17 protein-coding genes are annotated in these 17980 nt (G+C 41.7%); 7 read left to right on the forward strand and 10 right to left on the reverse strand.

Annotated features, from left to right (window positions below):
- Window positions 1-61: 61 nt before the first annotated feature.
- Both rpmA and rplU read right to left on the reverse strand, forming a co-directional pair.
- Window positions 62-319, reverse strand: coding sequence for a 50S ribosomal protein L27 (gene rpmA / locus AC3Z9T_RS12835; protein WP_070925593.1), 258 nt, complete (start codon window positions 317-319; stop codon window positions 62-64).
- A gap of 19 nt (window positions 320-338) precedes the next feature.
- Window positions 339-647 carry a 50S ribosomal protein L21 gene (gene rplU / locus AC3Z9T_RS12840; RefSeq protein ID WP_004915752.1) on the reverse strand — a complete coding sequence of 103 codons (309 nt, stop codon included), beginning with the start codon at window positions 645-647 and terminating at the stop codon, window positions 339-341.
- A 334-nt stretch (window positions 648-981) separates the two neighbouring features.
- On the opposite strand from rplU, the gene ispB reads away from it, so the two are divergent.
- The gene (gene ispB / locus AC3Z9T_RS12845) at window positions 982-1953 is read left to right on the forward strand and encodes an octaprenyl diphosphate synthase (RefSeq protein WP_490126509.1); all 972 of its coding nucleotides are present in this window, start codon (window positions 982-984) and stop codon (window positions 1951-1953) included.
- A gap of 32 nt (window positions 1954-1985) precedes the next feature.
- On the opposite strand, the gene AC3Z9T_RS12850 is transcribed toward ispB, so the two are convergent.
- Entirely contained in the window at window positions 1986-2348 is a 363-nt protein-coding gene (locus AC3Z9T_RS12850) for a DNA-binding protein (RefSeq protein WP_490126510.1), read from the reverse strand.
- Between the two features lie 275 nt (window positions 2349-2623).
- Complete coding sequence (locus AC3Z9T_RS12855; protein ID WP_490126511.1) at window positions 2624-2971, reverse strand: DNA-binding protein; 348 nt, start codon at window positions 2969-2971, stop codon at window positions 2624-2626.
- A 515-nt stretch (window positions 2972-3486) separates the two neighbouring features.
- Between AC3Z9T_RS12855 and AC3Z9T_RS12860 the strand changes: the two genes are divergently transcribed.
- Window positions 3487-3759: a helix-turn-helix domain-containing protein gene (locus tag AC3Z9T_RS12860; protein WP_490126512.1), complete on the forward strand. Its 273-nt coding sequence runs from the start codon at window positions 3487-3489 to the stop codon at window positions 3757-3759.
- An 82-nt stretch (window positions 3760-3841) separates the two neighbouring features.
- Here AC3Z9T_RS12860 and mdh read toward each other — a convergent pair whose 3' ends face one another.
- Window positions 3842-4780: a malate dehydrogenase gene (gene mdh / locus AC3Z9T_RS12865; RefSeq protein WP_490126513.1), complete on the reverse strand. Its 939-nt coding sequence runs from the start codon at window positions 4778-4780 to the stop codon at window positions 3842-3844.
- Between the two features lie 545 nt (window positions 4781-5325).
- Between mdh and argR the strand changes: the two genes are divergently transcribed.
- Window positions 5326-5796, forward strand: a complete 471-nt coding sequence (gene argR / locus AC3Z9T_RS12870; protein WP_490126514.1) for a transcriptional regulator ArgR — start codon at window positions 5326-5328, stop codon at window positions 5794-5796.
- Between the two features lie 177 nt (window positions 5797-5973).
- Here the strand turns inward: argR and mpl are convergent, their stop codons facing one another.
- A complete protein-coding gene (gene mpl / locus AC3Z9T_RS12875) occupies window positions 5974-7353 on the reverse strand; it encodes a UDP-N-acetylmuramate:L-alanyl-gamma-D-glutamyl-meso-diaminopimelate ligase (protein ID WP_490126515.1) in 1380 nt (459 codons plus the stop codon).
- Window positions 7354-7520: 167 nt separating this feature from the next.
- Between mpl and fbp the strand changes: the two genes are divergently transcribed.
- Together fbp and ppa are read left to right on the forward strand one after the other, a co-directional pair.
- Entirely contained in the window at window positions 7521-8528 is a 1008-nt protein-coding gene (gene fbp, locus AC3Z9T_RS12880; protein ID WP_490126516.1) for a class 1 fructose-bisphosphatase, read from the forward strand.
- 210 nt (window positions 8529-8738) lie between these two features.
- Entirely contained in the window at window positions 8739-9269 is a 531-nt protein-coding gene (gene ppa / locus AC3Z9T_RS12885; RefSeq protein WP_490126517.1) for an inorganic diphosphatase, read from the forward strand.
- Window positions 9270-9322: 53 nt separating this feature from the next.
- On the opposite strand, the gene AC3Z9T_RS12890 is transcribed toward ppa, so the two are convergent.
- The 3 genes from AC3Z9T_RS12890 to tamA are packed head-to-tail and all read right to left on the reverse strand — an operon-like array spanning window position 9323 to window position 15183.
- Entirely contained in the window at window positions 9323-9670 is a 348-nt protein-coding gene (locus tag AC3Z9T_RS12890; protein ID WP_421667618.1) for a gamma-glutamylcyclotransferase family protein, read from the reverse strand.
- Window positions 9671-9673: 3 nt separating this feature from the next.
- Window positions 9674-13444, reverse strand: coding sequence for an autotransporter assembly complex protein TamB (tamB, locus tag AC3Z9T_RS12895; protein ID WP_490126518.1), 3771 nt, complete (start codon window positions 13442-13444; stop codon window positions 9674-9676).
- Window positions 13441-15183, reverse strand: coding sequence for an autotransporter assembly complex protein TamA (tamA, locus tag AC3Z9T_RS12900; RefSeq protein WP_490126519.1), 1743 nt, complete (start codon window positions 15181-15183; stop codon window positions 13441-13443). The genes tamB and tamA overlap by 4 nt, the downstream gene beginning before the upstream one ends.
- 133 nt (window positions 15184-15316) lie before the next feature.
- Here tamA and msrA point away from each other — a divergent pair, with 133 nt between their 5' ends.
- Together msrA and paeA are read left to right on the forward strand one after the other, a co-directional pair.
- A complete protein-coding gene (gene msrA / locus AC3Z9T_RS12905) occupies window positions 15317-15955 on the forward strand; it encodes a peptide-methionine (S)-S-oxide reductase MsrA (RefSeq protein ID WP_490126520.1) in 639 nt (212 codons plus the stop codon).
- 152 nt (window positions 15956-16107) lie between these two features.
- On the forward strand, window positions 16108-17475 hold the full coding sequence (gene paeA / locus AC3Z9T_RS12910) for a polyamine export protein PaeA (protein ID WP_490126521.1): 1368 nt from the start codon (window positions 16108-16110) through the stop codon (window positions 17473-17475).
- A gap of 98 nt (window positions 17476-17573) precedes the next feature.
- On the opposite strand, the gene AC3Z9T_RS12915 is transcribed toward paeA, so the two are convergent.
- The gene (locus tag AC3Z9T_RS12915; RefSeq protein WP_319067343.1) at window positions 17574-17780 is read right to left on the reverse strand and encodes a DUF1107 domain-containing protein; all 207 of its coding nucleotides are present in this window, start codon (window positions 17778-17780) and stop codon (window positions 17574-17576) included.
- Between the last annotated feature and the right edge of the window lie 200 nt (window positions 17781-17980).

Genomic DNA, 17980 nt, shown 5'->3' on the forward strand with positions numbered 1-17980 from the left:
ATATAAAAAGCCCCGCAAAAAGTTTTTGCAGGGCTTTAATTCGAATTAAAAGTCAGAAAACTTATTCAGCTTCGATGCTGATAAATTTACGATTGTTAGGACCTTTAACTTCAAATTTAACTTTACCGTCCGCTAAAGCGTACAGAGTGTGGTCACGGCCACAACCTACGTTGTTACCTGCGTGGAATTTAGTACCACGTTGACGAACGATGATGCTACCTGCTAATACAGCTTCACCACCGAAACGTTTTACACCCAGACGTTTTGCTTCTGAATCGCGACCGTTACGAGTCGAGCCGCCAGCCTTTTTGTGTGCCATTAATCTGCTCTCCTAAATCTTAAGCGATGCCAGTGATCTTAACATCAGTGAACCACTGACGGTGACCCTGTTGTTTACGGCTGTGTTTACGACGACGGAACTTAACGATTTTAACTTTATCGCCACGACCGTGAGCAACCACTTCCGCTTTAACTTTAACGCCTTCAACGACAGGAGCGCCGATTTTGATATCGTCGCCGTTAGCAACCATCAGAACGTGATCAAATTCAACAGTTTCACCTGTTGCGATGTCCAGCTTTTCTAGGCGGACAGTTTGACCTTCGCTAACTCGGTGTTGTTTACCACCACTTTGGAAAACCGCGTACATATTAACTCCGCTTTCCGCGTACCCGCTAAAAAATTTAATTCAAGAGCACGCTATAAAATATTCACAATAGGGCGCGAATTCTACGCAAAAAAGCATCAGAACACAAGCCAATAATGCAGTTAGATCACAAAAAAACCGACTTTTTTATTTGATACGCTAGCCAACCATTAATTTATGATGGATAACTCGAATTGTTACTTATTTAAACATTTTTTGCATTACAACTAATTATCTTAGAAATATTAATGTTATGCTTACAAGATAACTGTTCTAATGGCGGCACCTATTTTATGAGTTGGTGGCGGCTAAAATTTAATAATATGAATAAATTACAATGAATTTAGAATCTATTGTTGAACTGACCAGCGAGGATATGTCAGCGGTAAACGAAGTGATCCTCAGTCAATTGAATTCAGACGTTGCGCTAATTAACCAGCTTGGTTATTACATTGTTAGCGGCGGCGGGAAAAGGATCCGCCCGATGATCGCAGTACTGGCTGGACGATCCCTTGGCTATTCAGGACATAAGCATATCCAAGTTGCCGCCTTGATCGAATTTATCCATACCGCTACTTTATTGCATGACGATGTAGTTGATGAATCCGATATGCGACGCGGCAAACAAACAGCTAATGCCGTCTTTGGTAATGCTGCTAGCGTCCTTGTAGGTGACTTTATTTATACACGATCCTTCCAGATGATGACGGATCTTGATTCCATGCGCGTATTAAAACTAATGTCAGAAGCGACCAATGTGATCGCGGAAGGTGAAGTTTTACAGCTCATGAACTGCAATGATCCTAATATTACTGAAGATAACTATATGCAGGTTATCTACAGCAAAACAGCACGTTTATTTGAGGCTGCAGCCCATGCTTCTGCTATTTTAGCATCGGCAACATCTGAACAAGAGAAAGCACTTCAAGACTATGGTCGTTATCTAGGTACTGCGTTCCAATTGATCGACGATTTGTTAGATTACGATGCTGATAATACGCAATTGGGGAAAAACACCGGCGATGATCTTGATGAAGGGAAACCAACACTCCCTCTTCTCCATGCCATGAATCATGGAACGGAAGAAGAGTCAGCAATGATCCGCAAAGCAATTGAACAAGGTAATGGCCGCCATCTGTTGGAATCCGTACTTGCAACCATGAAACGCTGTGGGTCTCTTGAGTATACCTATGCCCGAGCACAACAAGAATCACAAAAAGCTATTGATGCTTTAAGTATCATTGATGATTCTATATACAAAGATGCGCTTATCAGCCTTGCTGAAGTCGCTATTTCACGCCACTCCTAGTTGCAAATAGAGTGAGTTAGAGGGGAATGGACCTATTCTTCCCCTTTTTCTTCTTTATCTATCTGAACCAATAATGATGACAGGCCGTAACGTAGGATATATTTAACCACTTTATCTCGCTCGACTTCTGTCAGCTGGTAGTAAGCTTCCGTCCAGATTTGTGAACCATCCATCCTGTGGCTTTGATAGCCAATAGTAGGTTCAGCAAGACTCAATTGACCCTGTATTTCCCCAGGCAGGCTATCTAAATAATACTCTACGGCTTTACCTTGCACACCACGCTTACGACGATTTTTCCATCCCTCTCTTCTTGCCATTAGATTGATGCCTTGAGGAGAGGTAGGTAAGCCTTCTAAACCTGCTAATTCTTTCGCAGTGAACCACATTTTTTTCATATTATCTCTTTCGAACTTATATGATGAAATCTGCCGTTGAGGCTGTTATACCTAAAAAGATTATTAACCAAGAATAATTCGCTGCTATACTCGTCACACTTCAAATTAGAGCGCTGTTCGTTAAAGTATAGTGACTGTATTCACGCATACCAGTTACAGTGCTTTCTATGCATCCTAGCGATTTGTTCGCTAGTCGCCTAGCTGAAACCTGAATTATTTAGAGTATATACATTTGTATTCTTTATTAATTACTATCAACCAATTTTTCAGGTAAATTATTTTTTATTAATTAAATCCACTAATGCGATTACACCTTCACGCATAATAAATGCCAATATCTTGCTACGTTCTTCTGTTGATAGTTGGTTGTAAACCTCTTGCCAAATAAATGCACTGTCATTATTTTTTACTTGATAAGGCGTTGGTGTTTCATAGACAGAAGAGGGTTCGAATAAGCCTTCCGGTAGACTATTAATATGATATTCCAGCGCTTTACCTTGAATACCTCGTCGTTTACGGCAAAGCCAGTTTTCCCTACGAGCCATCGCATTAATACCTTGAGTTGTCATTGGAAGTCCCTTTAAACCAACTAACTCCTTAGCTGTTAACCATTCTTTTTGCATGTCTGACCCTCCTAGTCACGTTTACAATTAAATAATAATTGCTGAAAAATGCGTTTATTTTCTTAATAACCTTATTCTGTTTTGTTTTATGAAAATTTATTATTAATTAATTTATAAGTTATGCATGTAAAGTCTATTTTAATTTCTTTTAATAACAATAAATTGGCTAGCAACCGCCTGACAACTCTGTTTTTTCTCTATTATGCTGTTTCTATATTAAGGGCACTTTTAACTGCTATCATTAATATGCCATTTTTATAGATAACTAAAACTAGTTAGTTTTTATTTTCAATACGTTATATTGGCTCGCAAATATAGATGCTAGTACTTTCTTATATTTCACAAAAACAGAATCTCTTTCATAAAACTGAATTTTTATAGAAAATTAGAAATATTTTTGGGAAATTTCTGTTATTTTATTTCCAATAACAGGACGGTTGCAGTGAATGTATCACAATCTTCTGTTAGATGTACCATTAACTCTACATGATTCTGAGTAAAAAAAGGACTAAAAAATGATTTTACGGAAATCGGATTGGCATCCAGCAGACATTATCGCGGCTTTACGTAAGCGAGGCACAACTTTAGCGGCGATTTCTCGCCATGCAGGCCTAAGTTCATCAACACTAGCTAATGCGTTGTCTCGCCCATGGCCAAAAGGTGAATGGATTATTGCCAACTACCTAGAGATTCATCCCTCTGAAATCTGGCCAAGCCGCTATTTCAATCCAATTACAGGTGAATTATTGGAAAGAAAAGTAAGGGATAAGCCACAATCCGAGGGCTAAACGAATATAAAAAAACCGCTGATCGACATTCAATGCCAGGTCAGCGGTTTTCATCGGCTGATGATAAAGTGATTAACAGTTATTAGCCGTTAATGAATTTTTCACCAAGCTCAATATCATTTTTCAGTACTTCTAACATATCTTTCAGTGCTTTTTGTTCAAAGTCACTCAACTTACCGAAAGAAATATGCTCTTCAATACCATTTTTACCTAAGCGAACTGGCTGGGCGAAGAAACGTGCATGTTCGCCATCACCTTCAGTGTAAACACATTCAATGACGTTAGGCTCACCTTGTAGACCACGGATCAGAGATAAGCCAAGACGTGCAGCTGCTTGGCCCATAGACAGTGTTGCTGACCCGCCACCTGCTTTAGCTTCAACAACCTCAGTACCTGCATTTTGGATACGCTTAGTTAATGCAGCAACTTCTTCATCAGTGAAACTTACACCAGGGATCTGAGACAATAAAGGTAGAATTGTCACACCTGAGTGCCCGCCGATAACTGGCACTTCGATTTCGTGAGTTTTCTTGCCTTTCAGTTCAGCAACGAAAGTGTTAGAACGGATAATATCCAGTGTTGTCACACCAAATAAGCGGTTTTTGTCATATACGCCTGCTTTTTTCAATACTTCAGCAGCGATAGCAACCGTAGTGTTAACTGGGTTAGTGATAATGCCGATCAATGCTTTCGGGCAAGTCGTTGCAATTTGCTGAACCAAATTACGCACGATACCTGCGTTAACATTAAATAGGTCTGAACGATCCATACCTGGTTTACGTGCAACACCAGCAGAGATCAGAACAACATCGGCACCTTTCAGTGCTGGCGTTGCATCTTCACCTGAAAAACCAACAACTTTAACGTCGGTAGGAATGTGGCTGAGGTCTGCGGCGACACCTGGAGTTACTGGTGCGATGTCGTAGAGAGAGAGTTCTGAACCTGCTGGGAGCTGATTTTTAAGAAGAAGGGCCAGAGCCTGACCGATACCACCTGCTGCACCGAGAACTGCAACTTTCATTCTGAAACTCCTTTATTTGTACTTTAAAAAGTATATGAATTCATCTTGTTATGTATTTAGTACATTACTGATAAAAAACAATTCATTAACAGATACTGAAACATATTAACGCAAATAATTTTCAACATTGATTTTGACTATTCTAAACAAAATCCTTATCTGTTAATGAGATAAGGGGCACTTTTTTAACAAATAGTTTTTATCACTATTGATTTTTGCATAATAAACTGTTTTTACTGCCGTTCATGATTTACTTCACAAAGTGATTAACAAAAAATTTACACCTTTTATTGGCAAATTGCATTATCTCTCTATGCGACTTGTCATATTTTCCGAAAAAAAATAGATAACCGTTTAAAATAACTTACTATTTTGTTTGCTGAATTCATAGCAAGATCACTATTACAAAACGATTCTTTGATCAAAATCTAATGAAGATAATGAGTTGCTATTATCTATAAAATCGTCACCACGCAATTTTGTTGCATAAAAATTCACATTTACGGATAATGCAACTCAATTTATAGTCAAAGGATGGGTTTATTATGCGTACACCGTCTAAACAAGAAGACTTGGTTAAGGCTTTTAAAGCCCTACTAAAAGAAGAAAAATTTAGCTCGCAAGCTGAGATAGTTATCGCACTACAAGAGCAAGGGTTTGAAAATATCAACCAATCCAAAATTTCCAGAATGTTAACAAAGTTCGGTGCTGTACGAACACGTAACGCAAAAATGGAAATGGTCTACTGCTTACCAGCAGAGCCGGGCGTACCAACAGCGACTAGTCCGCTAAAAAACCTTGTTCTCGATATCGATTATAACCACTCAGTGGTTGTTATTAGAACTAGCCCAGGTGCAGCACAGCTAATCGCTCGCTTACTCGATTCTTTGGGCAAAGCAGAAGGTATTTTGGGAAGTATCGCAGGTGATGACACCATTTTTTCAACCCCTGCCAATAACTTCACTACCGAAGAGCTTTATGAAGCCATTCTGACGTTATTTGATCAAGAACTTTAATCAAAACTCTATCACAGGCGGGAGCTTTCTCGCCGCCTTCTTCATCCGAATATTTTGTCTAACTTTCTTTCATAGGCAGTTCATTCACTATATGAATGAAAAAGGCAGCCTCAGCTGCCTCAGACTGCTGACAAACGCATTATGTTCGGCGACAGTCGTTAAAATTTTTGAAAAATACTACTCTTCGTGCTCAAATTCTGCTTTCTTTTTTAGCCCTGCCAGCAATTTACCGTGGATCCCACCAAAGCCACCATTACTCATGACTAAAATATGATCACCGGGCTGTGCAGTTTCGATCACCATATTCGTCAGTGCTTCAATATCAGAACTCCAGCGCGCAGGTTGGACACAATTTTCTGCAATATCAGTAACCATCCAAGGAATGTTTGATGGTTGGAAAAGAAACACTTCATCAGCACGACCTAGTGCTGGAGCTATATCGTTTTTACTGATCCCCATTTTCATGGTGTTAGAGCGAGGCTCCAATACAGCAATAATACGCGATGTGCCACCAACCTTACTGCGTAGCGCTTCGAGCGTCGCTAAGATCGCCGTAGGATGATGAGCGAAGTCATCATAAACACTCACGCCATTTTCAACACCACGTAATTCTAAACGGCGACGCGCGTTAATGAATTCCCCCAATGCACGGCAGGCTTCTTCTGCGGGAACGCCAACATGATGCGCTGCTGCAATTGCCATCAGCCCATTATGAATATTGTGATTACCCACTTGTGACCAGCTAACTTCGCCGACCTTTTTCGTTTGATAAAAAACTTCAAACTGGCTGCCATCATGGCTCAATTTACGTGCTTGCCATTCACCATGCTCGCCAATAAATTCTTGTTCGCTCCAGCACCCCATGCCAATCACTTGCTTTAAGTTCGAATCATTATCAGGCATAAAGATTTTACCGCTGCTTGGCACAATACGAACTAAATGGTGGAATTGCTTTTGGATCGCCTCAAGGTCGTCAAAAATATCAGCATGATCGAATTCGAGGTTATTAAGTACCAATGTCCTTGGGCTGTAATGGACAAATTTCGAGCGTTTATCGAAAAATGCACAATCATATTCATCAGCTTCTATGACAAAAAATGGGCTTTCACCCAATTGTGCTGACACTTCAAAATTGCCCGGCACGCCACCAATTAAAAAACCAGGTTTGTAGCCACAATCTTCTAAAATCCAAGCTAGCATACCCGCCGTAGTAGTTTTACCGTGGGTGCCTGCAACCGCAAGAACCCAGCGCTCAGGTAAAACATGATCATGCAACCATTGAGGACCTGAAGTATAAGTTAGCCCTTTCTCTAATACGGCTTCTACACATGGATTACCGCGTGTCATTGCATTGCCAATAACCACCATATCCGGCGCGGGTTCAAGCTGGCTAGGATCATAACCTTGAATGAGTTCAATACCTTGTTTTTCGAGCAAGGTACTCATAGGAGGGTACACATTTGCATCAGAGCCCGTGACTTTATGGCCAAGTGAGCGAGCCAGTATTGCCAAGCTTCCCATAAACGTACCGCAAATACCCAAAATATGTATGTGCATTATTTTCCATCCAATAGCATGAGGTTTGTCACTATTCTACCTATCAAATGCAGGTTTATAAATGCATTAACCTATGAATCTTTTTTTAATTTAGATAAACTCCACCCGCAGGGTAAGGTACAATCCCTCCCTACAAACCTCTGTCAATTATATTCAGGACCTTCGTCATGAAAACATTAGGCGAATTCATCGTCGATAAGCAACAAGATTTTCCTCATGCAACAGGAGAACTGACGGCATTACTGTCAGCGATTAAACTGGGCGCTAAAATTATCCATCGTGATATAAATAAAGCTGGGCTGGTAGACATTCTTGGCACAAGCGGTGTGTCGAATGTTCAAGGTGAAGTCCAGATGAAGCTTGACCTGTATGCAAATGAAAAACTGAAAGCGGCTTTGAAAGCACGCGGAGAAGTTGCCGGTATTGCCTCCGAAGAAGAAGATGAAATTGTCATTTTCGAAGGTGACCGCGCAGAAAACGCGAAATACGTCGTTTTAATGGATCCACTGGATGGTTCTTCAAATATCGATGTAAACGTTTCCGTCGGCACTATCTTCTCTATCTACCACCGTATTACCCCAATTGGCCAATCAGTGACTGAAGCAGATTTCTTGCAACCAGGTCATCGCCAAGTGGCTGCCGGCTATGTTGTTTATGGTTCATCAACCATGTTGGTTTATACCACAGGTTGCGGCGTGCATGCCTTCACCTATGACCCATCTCTTGGTGTATTTTGCCTATCTCATGAGAAAGTCATGTTCCCAGCAGAAGGTAAAATGTATTCAATTAACGAAGGTAACTACATCAAGTTCCCTATGGGTGTTAAAAAATACATTAAGTACTGCCAAGAACAAGATGAAGCAACAGGACGCCCATATACGACGCGTTACATTGGTTCATTAGTCGCGGATTTCCATCGTAACTTGCTTAAAGGTGGGATTTACATCTACCCAAGCACAGCAAGCCACCCTAATGGTAAACTTCGTCTACTGTACGAATGCAACCCAATTGCTTTCCTCGCTGAGCAAGCTGGCGGTAAAGCAAGCAATGGCCGTGATCGTATTTTAGATATTATTCCAAGTGAACTTCACCAACGAGCGCCGTTCTTTGTTGGCACCGAATCTATGGTTGAAAAAGCAGAATCATTCATGCGTGAGTTCCCTGACACTGAATAATCTGTTTCACTGAGTAAAGGCGGGAAAACCCGCCTTTTTTGCCCTACTGACTCAGCTTTTTTTTATGAATGCCCCACCAACTAGTGAGTTTTACCCCTCTTTACGGCTATAATACCCCCCACGTTATGTATCAATCATGATACAAGTTGCATTTATGCAACTTAACATATTGATGACTATATTAGTTTTTAACATAAAGGATACTTTTTCATGGGCCTGAACAATGTACCGGCAGGTAAAGATCTGCCAGAAGATATCTACGTTATTATCGAAATCCCTGCTAACGCAGATCCAATCAAATATGAAGTTGATAAAGACTCTGGCGCTCTGTTTGTAGATCGTTTCATGTCTACAGCGATGTTCTATCCATGTAACTATGGTTACATCAACCACACTCTGTCTTTAGATGGTGACCCTGTTGATGTGTTAGTTCCAACGCCATATCCATTACAACCAGGTTCAGTGATCCGTTGCCGCCCAGTTGGCGTGCTGAAAATGACCGATGAGTCAGGTGAAGATGCGAAGCTGGTTGCAGTACCACACACTAAACTGAGCAAAGAATACGATCACATTAAAGATGTGAACGACCTGCCTGAATTACTGCGTGCACAAATCACCCATTTCTTTGAACACTACAAAGATCTCGAAAAAGGTAAGTGGGTTAAAGTTGATGGTTGGGATAATGCGGCGGCGGCTAAAGCTGAAATTATCGCTTCTTTCGAACGCGCTGCGAAAAAATAATTTTCCCCTTTCAGGGATAAAAGGCTCTGGCATCACTGCCAGAGCCTTTTTTATTACTCTTCTTCGTGGCGTTTTAGCCAATCACCACTCTTGATGCGGTGCAAGCCGTCAACGGAATGACGATAGAGATAAATCCAAGCATTACCATATGGCGTAGGGATCAATTCTCGAACATAGTCCTGTGAATTTTTCTTTAGCTCATCGAGTTCAGTCAAAATAGACGGATTGATACGGTAAACTTCGCACTCAATCACACCATCCCCTTTGACAACGGCTGGATAATACCCAAGATCGTAAAGCTCATAGCCTTCTAACTTATGCTCTCCTAATAATTGAGCATAAGTCATCCAGTGATGATTTCCCTGCTTGCGCCTTAAACTGCCATAAACAATTACACGCATATTCTAAAACTCAAATTGGTAAAGGAGATCAAGAGCCTGATTAACACCAGACACTGCTTCCAAATATAATTTAGGCATTAATCGATAACGTAATGTTAGCGTTGCCAATGAATCAAATATACCAACACCATACTTAATTTGTAGGTCATTAGTAATTTTGCCGCTCACCACCACTTGGGATTTATCACCTACCCCTTGGGTATCGAGCGCCAGATCGGATACCCCAAATGTCTCACCAATTTTACCGACAAGTTGACCACTTTGTGCCACCCCGAGACCGATTAGCATTGAGGTCATTTGAGAACCGTTAGCATCTCCGCTTTCTAATCCTTCTCCGCGTAACAGATAGGATAATGCTTCTTGCTGAGTTTTGGCTGGCTCAGAGAATATCTCGACTTTCGGTTTGTCTGCAAGTCCTGTAACTTTAACCCCTGCAATAACACCATCAGCCGTGTTATCTGGATTACGGATCGCCTCTAAATTCAAGAAAGGTTGCTCCGGTGGCCCAGAGAACTGAATTTGCCCTTTACGAACAATTAAGTCTTGCCCATAAGCATGGAAACGCCCTGATGGGATATCAATTTGCCCATTAAGACTCAAGCCCTGCTTGCTTTGCAGCACTTTTAACATACCTGTTAAGCGAGCTTTCAAACCAAAAGCATCCAACTGTACATCATTTCCAATCTTAATATCCAAATTGGTTTGAATTGGAATTGGTGTACTGGTTTCATTAATAGGCTTCAGATTACTGTCTAACATCACGACATCAGAAGATGCACCTACCGCTGATTCAGGGATCTCTTGAACGGTAATACGCGCCCATGGAATATTTACACTGCCGTTGAGCGTCAATAATGAAGGTGAAGCTTCAAATACAATATCAGGCTGAACATCCACTTTGATCATCGGCGGTATAGAGACACGCAGGTTATTACCCACGGCCATCACTTTCGCACGCCACGCATCTACTTTACGCCAATCTGCATCACCGTTAATGTTTAAGTAGCCCTCAGGAGTATTAATTTGCCCACTCATTACAGAACTGGTGCCATTAAAAGCAATACCTAAATTGCCACTTTTGATATCAAATGGGATCAGTGATGATTTTATTTCTAGCCCTGAGAGCGCCAAATTACCATTAAGTAATGGACTATTGGCCGTACCACCGAGGCGTAAATTGGCATTTAATTCACCATTAGCCACTTCTTTTTCACCAATCAGTGGTTTAATTAAGGCTAAGGTAATCGAATTGATTTCAACATTACCTGACAACTGGCGTTTTTTCTCAATATCAGAGACTTGCACATTACCTTTCAATTGGCCATTGTTGGCAATTTTAAATAACCAATTCAGGTTGGCTTTACCATTTTGTAATGCAGCGTTCAATGTCAATGTTTCAAATTCCAATGGTAAGCGTGTACCATCAACCAATTGAACAGCTTTTACACCATCGCCTTTTAGATCCACTTTGGCTTGTGGCAAGCTACCATTATCTTTCCATACCACGTTAGCCTTACCACTGAAAACACCACGAACACGCGTTTCATCAGGCAAGAAAGGCTTCAACATTGCTAGATCAAAACGCTCTAGCACAATATCTGCGCTACCGCTTTTTCCTGCTTTAATTGGTTTTGGAACGCAAAGGCGTGCATTGGTATTGACCCAGCAATGGGTACCAATCGTCACTTCTTGAGTTTGATTAGCATAATCCAGTGACATGACTTTACTGAGCTGCCACTCACCAACGGGGGTTTCAAACAGCGTATTACTTAGATTACCTTTCCATTGCTCTGTTTCACGATCAAACCCACCCGCCAATGTTAAATGCCCTGAAACGGGTTCACCTTTAACATCTAATTTTAAAGTATGCTTTTTCTCACTACCTTTGGCATCTAATGTCAGATTACTGACTATCATGTCGCCTTGTTTTAGCTGACGCACAACAACAGACAAATCACCTTTGATTTGTTCGCCAGAAGCCACGTTGCCCTTGATAACCACATTATCAATCGCAAGATCTTTTTGCCATCTCACACCACGTGCGGTTAAATCAGCAACCACCTCAGGTGCAGTGAGATCACCTCGTAACTTAACGTCACCAATAATCACACCGCCTAGGCCGGGTAGAATACCATCCAGCCCTGGTGCATTAATTTTTGCATCTAAATTCCATTTTTCGGCAAGGCTCCCTTTCACATCCAATTGATTTTTGCCTAACGCAAGTTTGAATTCAGGTATATCCCACTGCCCAGCCGCATTACCAGAAGCTTGGCCGCGTGCTTTTAACTGATTATTTTTCACATTGCCATCAAGGGAAATGTCAGGGATTTGCATTTGCCAGCTGCCGCCGTATAAACTACCTCGTGTCGCGATTTTACCGTCGACCTTCGCTGGCCATTCAGGCCATTGTTTCGCTGTATTGATACCTGATAATGTTAGTACTGCATTCCAACTGATTGCCTTGCTCCAATCCGCCACCCCTGTAATATCTGCATTACCTTGCAGAGCAGCTAAACGTAAACGGGTAATGTTAATTTGCTCTTCATTTCCTTTCGCATCTAACATCAAGGTGGATGGTGGAATTTCTTGGCCTGTTATTGCTGAACGTAATGACAAATCGTAAGCAGATGGGCGACCGTTCAAACGTAAACGCGTGCCATCTAATTGGTACTGCGCATCTCCTACCAGCGGCCACGTTAACTTTTGGCTTTCCAATGTCAGTAGGATAGGTAAATCCGCTTGGCCAAGGTCAGTTTCGGCATTCAAGGTTGCATTAATCGGCCCACTAAGGTTCAGCGCAAGTTTTAGCTCTTCAAGCAGGCCACCTTTCAGTGATAAATCCACTTTTTGACCATTGAGATCATCAAGGCGGCTTTCTCCTGTAATCGATAGCGCTACAGGCCACTTATCTTTTAAAGTTGCCGTACCTGATAAAGCGACATTGCCCTGTGGTGCATCAACAGTAAACTGTTTCAGTAAAACATTTTGTCCATCATTGGAAAGTTTCAAACGCAAATGATTAATTGAAACTTCTGTCGCACCGGTAAGTTGCAGATTCGAACCATTGATCCCTTCAACGTCCAAATCTACAGGCAAAATCACGTCAGGTAATTCAGCCAATAATGGCTTCTCAAATAACGCTTTTAGTGTTTCACCAATCGATTTTTCTTCGCCAATTGGGGTTTCTGTCACTGGCTGTTCAGGCTGCTTCTCTTCGCTGACGGGCAAATTAATCGCTAAATCAATAATGTCAGTCGGTGCTAATGTCAGCGCTTTTTTCTGCCAGTGCAGACCTGTTTTGAATTTCGCTAAATCAATTGCCATACCATCAACAGTGACTTTAGTTGATGTTAATTGCAGTTGATTTAGACTAATCGTTAGTGGTGCATTCAGCTCTGTCAGTGGCTCTGAAGGTGGGGTTTCTTCTGATGGTGGCATTTTTGAAGTATCAACATCGACCACAACATTTTCGGTCGAAAGATCATCAATACATAACTCTCGACTGGTTAAACAGCGTAACCGCAAGGCAAGATGGAGTTTTTCTGCATTTACATCCACACCCGGCATCTGATATTTAACACCTGCCAAGGTCAGATCACGAATATCCCCTTCAATCGAGCGAATTTCCAATCCAGGCACGAAGCGCGTTGCACTATTTAACGCAAAATGTAGACCCGATTGAGTACCCAGTACCCAACCTAGTGCAGCAAAAACTAAGATCAAAACTAATAAAACGGTGAGACTTATCCATTTCAACCACTTCATCCATTTCATAGTTCAGTCCCCAAGCCGATATAGAATTGAATCTTATTGTTATCAGGATCGCCAATCGGGGTCGCTAGATCAAATTTGATCGGCCCTACTGGTGAAACCCAACGGATACCAACACCCGCACCCGTTTTAAAATCACTTTTCTTGATGTCATTGACCGCCTCACCACTGTCAATGAAAGCAGCTCCCCACCAATTACCCGTGAAGTTATAATCATATTCGACCGAGCCAACCACCAATTTTGATGCCCCTGTCAGCTTGCCTTTGCTATCTTCTGGTGAGATTTTTTGGTATCCATAACCACGTACACTACCATCACCACCCGCGAAGAAACGCAAATCAGGTGGTACTTTGTCGAAGCTATTAGTTTCGATCCAACCTAAGTTCCCTCTGACCACAAAACGATGACCTTCCCAAGGGGAACGGATCCACACTTGTTTCGTTTGCAGCACAAGGAAATCAATATCGGAACCCCAAATTTCGTTAGAGTAATCGACAGAGTAACGCTGGCTATCCCCCCAACTTGGCATCACACCACCACGCTGGCGAATTCGACTCACATTTGCCCCTGGATAAAGCAGCATAGTAGTATTAGTGACATCAGCCTGTGTAAAGTGGCTCATCATCCAACGCATATTGACACCATACTGCCAACCACTTGAATAGTCCCAGTTACGCGACACATTCAAGGTCGTTGTATCTGACTCTGTATCGTTTAAATTGGTACGCTTATAGCCCCCTTGCACTGCATAATACTGCTCAAGTGGATTCACTTTTAAAGGGATCTTATAGCTTGCATCAATAATTTGTTCAGGCTGCGATAAACTAATACTGGATGTAATACTTTGCCCGCGTGAGTTGACCCATGGTTTGTTCCATGTTGCTTTTACTCGAGGGCCAACGTCTGTTGCATAACCACCACCAAGCTCAACAAAGTTTTTTGCCCGAGGAACCATCACGCCTTCCATTGGCAAAATATCGGTATGGTTATCACGTGCTTTAGCAATATTTGGTGTGACAATCGAAGATGTAAACCAACCTGTTTCTGCAAGTCGGCGGTTAAATTCAGCCAGTTGCTCTGAGGTATAATATTCACCCTCTTTGAAAGGGGCTAAGTTGTTGAGGTAATCAGAGCGAATTTGTGAGCCTTCATAGGAAATTGCACCAAAACGATAACGCTCACCACTATTAAAATCGAAATCCCAATAAGACGCATGATGATCTAATGAAATACCCAGTTGGCTTTTTTCCATCACGGCATCGAAATAACCTTCGCGGATAGCTAAACTGCTAAATTTGCCTTTAAAACTTTCATATTCACCATCATTTTGAATGGTGCCAATTTTAGGGGTGCTATTTTTAATCATTTTTGCATAGTTAGGATCGGTTTTTGCGCCCCCTTCTAATACCACTTTTACCCCTTGCACAGTCACTGGCTCACCTAAAGTGACTTTCGCCGTCAATACCGAACGTGCTGGCGGCTTATTTTCTTGATAGCTAAACTCAATCGTTGGCTCATAATAGCCAAGTGGTCTTAACCCAGCCTCGATAGCTTTGGTAACTCGAGCGCGAAAACGACCATTAGGTACCACTTCATCTTGAGAAATATTAGAAAGTTGAACGCGGACGTTCTGATTTGTTTGCCCTTCAAGTCCTTCAATATTAAGGCGAAGATTTGCACCATATGCTACAGGCACAGCCGCCGTTAAGCAGAGAAAACAGATGATAGGGTATTTTGACACGCCCGCTCCTAAGATCATTGATAGTTTGACTAAACACTTAATATCAATTTATTTTGAGTAAAATAAATGTTAGATACAAGTTTTTATCCTAATTTTTAGCTAAATTTTACGCCATCCCACATAGGAATCCGTTATGTCTTCTAATAAGTTACACCCAATGAGTATTTCACAAGCGCTACCCGGTAGACAAAGCGCTATTCCCCATTCACCTTATCATGCGGTGAACCATCATTCGATTGATAATATTCCGAACAATGCCGAAATTGCGTATTTTGCCATGGGCTGTTTTTGGGGTGTAGAGAGACTATTTTGGCAACAGCAAGGGGTATATTCAACATCAGCAGGCTACAGTGGAGGGGTCACTCCTAACCCAACTTATGAAGAAGTGTGCACAGGTCTAACGGGGCACACAGAAATTGTTCGTGTTGTTTTTGATCCACAAGTCATTAGCTATGCTGATTTATTAACCCTATTTTGGGAGAACCATGATCCTGCACAAGGCATGCGCCAAGGTGGAGATATTGGTACCCAATACCGTTCAGCGATCTATACGGTCTCTGATGCTCAGTGTCAACAAGCACAAGCCACACTAAGCGCCTATCAACAAGCAATGAAGGCACAACAAGACTCACGCACCATCACCACTGAAATTGCGCCATTGGATAAGTTTTATTTTGCAGAAGACTACCATCAGCAATACTTACATAAGAATCCAGAGGGCTATTGTGGATTGGGGGGAATTGGTATTTGCTTGCCGCCGAACATAAACTAGGCAGATAATTTAACCTAATGCTATAATAACGCCACTAACCAAATTTTCGCGCACTCCGCGCCACTTTTATCTGTGTAGTAAGGACAGTTACCTTCAGGGGATCCAACGTTACGATGGATCAGATGTTCCTGAAGGTATTATCTGGATAATTTATGCTTAATAGTTTACTGATCGTTCTTTTATTATGTGCAATTAGCGCATTTTTTTCGTTGTCAGAAATTTCACTGGCAGCTTCCCGCCGCATTAAATTGAAACTGATGGCCGATGAGGGCAACATCAATGCCGCTCGCGTTCTAAAATTACAAGAAATGCCGGGTAAATTTTTTACGGTAGTACAAATCGGCCTAAATGCTGTCGCCATCTTAGCGGGTATTGTCGGCGAATCTGCATTTTCACCAGCGCTGCAAGAACTGTTTATTAACTTCCTATCGCCGATTTGGGCACAGCAAACAGCATCCATCCTGTCATTCACCATTGTCACTAGCCTATTCATCTTAGTGGCGGACTTGACGCCTAAACGTATCGGTATGGTGAAACCAGAAGCTATTGCGGTTCATATTGTCAACCCAATGCGCTTTTGCCTTGCGGTACTTAGCCCATTCGTCTGGTTTTTTAATGGCCTTGCTAACCTTATCTTCAAACTTTTCAAATTACCTACAGCACGTAACGAGGACATTACCTCTGATGACATCTTTGCTGTCGTTGAAGCAGGTGCGGTTGCAGGTGTATTACGTAAGCAAGAACATGAACTGATTGAAAACGTGTTTGAATTAGAGTCTCGTACCGTTCCTTCCGCGATGACACCACGTGAAAGTATTATTTACTTTGATAAGCAAGAATCTGAAGACAGTATCAAACACAAAATCTCCACAGAACCTCATTCGAAGTTTTTGGTCTGTAATGGTGACATCGACCATGTGATTGGCTATGTCGATTCGAAAGTACTTCTAAATCGTGTACTAAATGGGCAAAGCCTAAACTTAAAAGATGGTGTTCATATTCAGAATGCGTTAATGATCCCTGACACCTTGTCTCTCTCTGATACCTTAGAGGCATTTAAAACCAATGGGGTTGATTTTGCTGTTATTCTTAACGAGTATGCCATGGTTATGGGTGTGATCACGATTAATGACGTAATGATCACACTCATGGGCGATCTACTCGGCCCTGGGCAAGAAGAGCAAATTGTTACACGAGATGAAAACTCATGGTTGGTAGAAGGTGGCACGCCGATTGAAGATGTACAACGCATTCTTGATATTGATGATTTCCCTGATTTCAGCAACTATGAAACCATTGCAGGCTTTATGATGTACCGCTTGAGGAAGATGCCGAAGCGTACTGACTACGTAAAGTATGCGGGTTATAAATTCGAAGTGGTCGATATTGATAACTATAAAATTGACCAGCTGCTTGTGACTCGCCTTACGGCACCACCAGCACCTGTCGTCGTGCAGGCGGGAACAAACAACACGGAAACGGCTAACGCAGAACAACTAACAAAAAACACCAAAGATTAATGCCTTACAGCGAAGCCGTTTCGTTTTCATGCGCCACTTTATGTGGCGCTGTTTTTAGCCCAATAGCAATACATCACAGCTATTGATGCCAACAGCAATCACCCCAACTCAGTTTGTAAAACCAGAACTTGTTTGTTCACCTCACTCATTACATTGTAATGGCGCTTATCACCCACTTTTGGTGGTAGGATTTTGCCATAATTAAATTCAAAAGCGCCAAAGTCTTTGATATACAGGCGACCACGGAATAGCGTTTTAACGTAGAGTGCAATTTTGGATGGGTTATAACGGTTAAATATTTTCATTAGAACTTTTCCTTTCCTTTTGTCTGACGATACTCGTTCACTCATACCGCACGTTAATAATAGACCATCAATGTCTAGTTTGGTTCGAATATTGCAATTTTATTCAATTCATTTACAGAACATGACACTGTTAACTAACGGTAAATACCCGTAAAAACTGTGCAGTTATGCTAAATTTTGCAAAAATGTTAATTTTCATT

This window comes from Providencia sp. 6390 (genome assembly GCF_058148425.1).

What these genes read in the sequence shown, in the direction of transcription:
- AC3Z9T_RS12915 (WP_319067343.1), bottom strand. Translation starts at nt 17,780, where the DNA reads ATGAAAATATTTAACCGTTATAACCCATCCAAAATTGCACTCTACGTT.
- fbp (WP_490126516.1), top strand. Translation starts at nt 7,521, where the DNA reads ATGAAAACATTAGGCGAATTCATCGTCGATAAGCAACAAGATTTTCCT.
- argR (WP_490126514.1), top strand. Translation starts at nt 5,326, where the DNA reads ATGCGTACACCGTCTAAACAAGAAGACTTGGTTAAGGCTTTTAAAGCC.
- rpmA (WP_070925593.1), bottom strand. Translation starts at nt 319, where the DNA reads ATGGCACACAAAAAGGCTGGCGGCTCGACTCGTAACGGTCGCGATTCA.
- AC3Z9T_RS12855 (WP_490126511.1), bottom strand. Translation starts at nt 2,971, where the DNA reads ATGCAAAAAGAATGGTTAACAGCTAAGGAGTTAGTTGGTTTAAAGGGA.
- rplU (WP_004915752.1), bottom strand. Translation starts at nt 647, where the DNA reads ATGTACGCGGTTTTCCAAAGTGGTGGTAAACAACACCGAGTTAGCGAA.
- mdh (WP_490126513.1), bottom strand. Translation starts at nt 4,780, where the DNA reads ATGAAAGTTGCAGTTCTCGGTGCAGCAGGTGGTATCGGTCAGGCTCTG.
- AC3Z9T_RS12890 (WP_421667618.1), bottom strand. Translation starts at nt 9,670, where the DNA reads ATGCGTGTAATTGTTTATGGCAGTTTAAGGCGCAAGCAGGGAAATCAT.
- AC3Z9T_RS12860 (WP_490126512.1), top strand. Translation starts at nt 3,487, where the DNA reads ATGATTTTACGGAAATCGGATTGGCATCCAGCAGACATTATCGCGGCT.
- ispB (WP_490126509.1), top strand. Translation starts at nt 982, where the DNA reads ATGAATTTAGAATCTATTGTTGAACTGACCAGCGAGGATATGTCAGCG.
- AC3Z9T_RS12850 (WP_490126510.1), bottom strand. Translation starts at nt 2,348, where the DNA reads ATGAAAAAAATGTGGTTCACTGCGAAAGAATTAGCAGGTTTAGAAGGC.
- tamB (WP_490126518.1), bottom strand. Translation starts at nt 13,444, where the DNA reads ATGAAATGGATGAAGTGGTTGAAATGGATAAGTCTCACCGTTTTATTA.
- paeA (WP_490126521.1), top strand. Translation starts at nt 16,108, where the DNA reads ATGCTTAATAGTTTACTGATCGTTCTTTTATTATGTGCAATTAGCGCA.
- msrA (WP_490126520.1), top strand. Translation starts at nt 15,317, where the DNA reads ATGTCTTCTAATAAGTTACACCCAATGAGTATTTCACAAGCGCTACCC.
- mpl (WP_490126515.1), bottom strand. Translation starts at nt 7,353, where the DNA reads ATGCACATACATATTTTGGGTATTTGCGGTACGTTTATGGGAAGCTTG.
- ppa (WP_490126517.1), top strand. Translation starts at nt 8,739, where the DNA reads ATGGGCCTGAACAATGTACCGGCAGGTAAAGATCTGCCAGAAGATATC.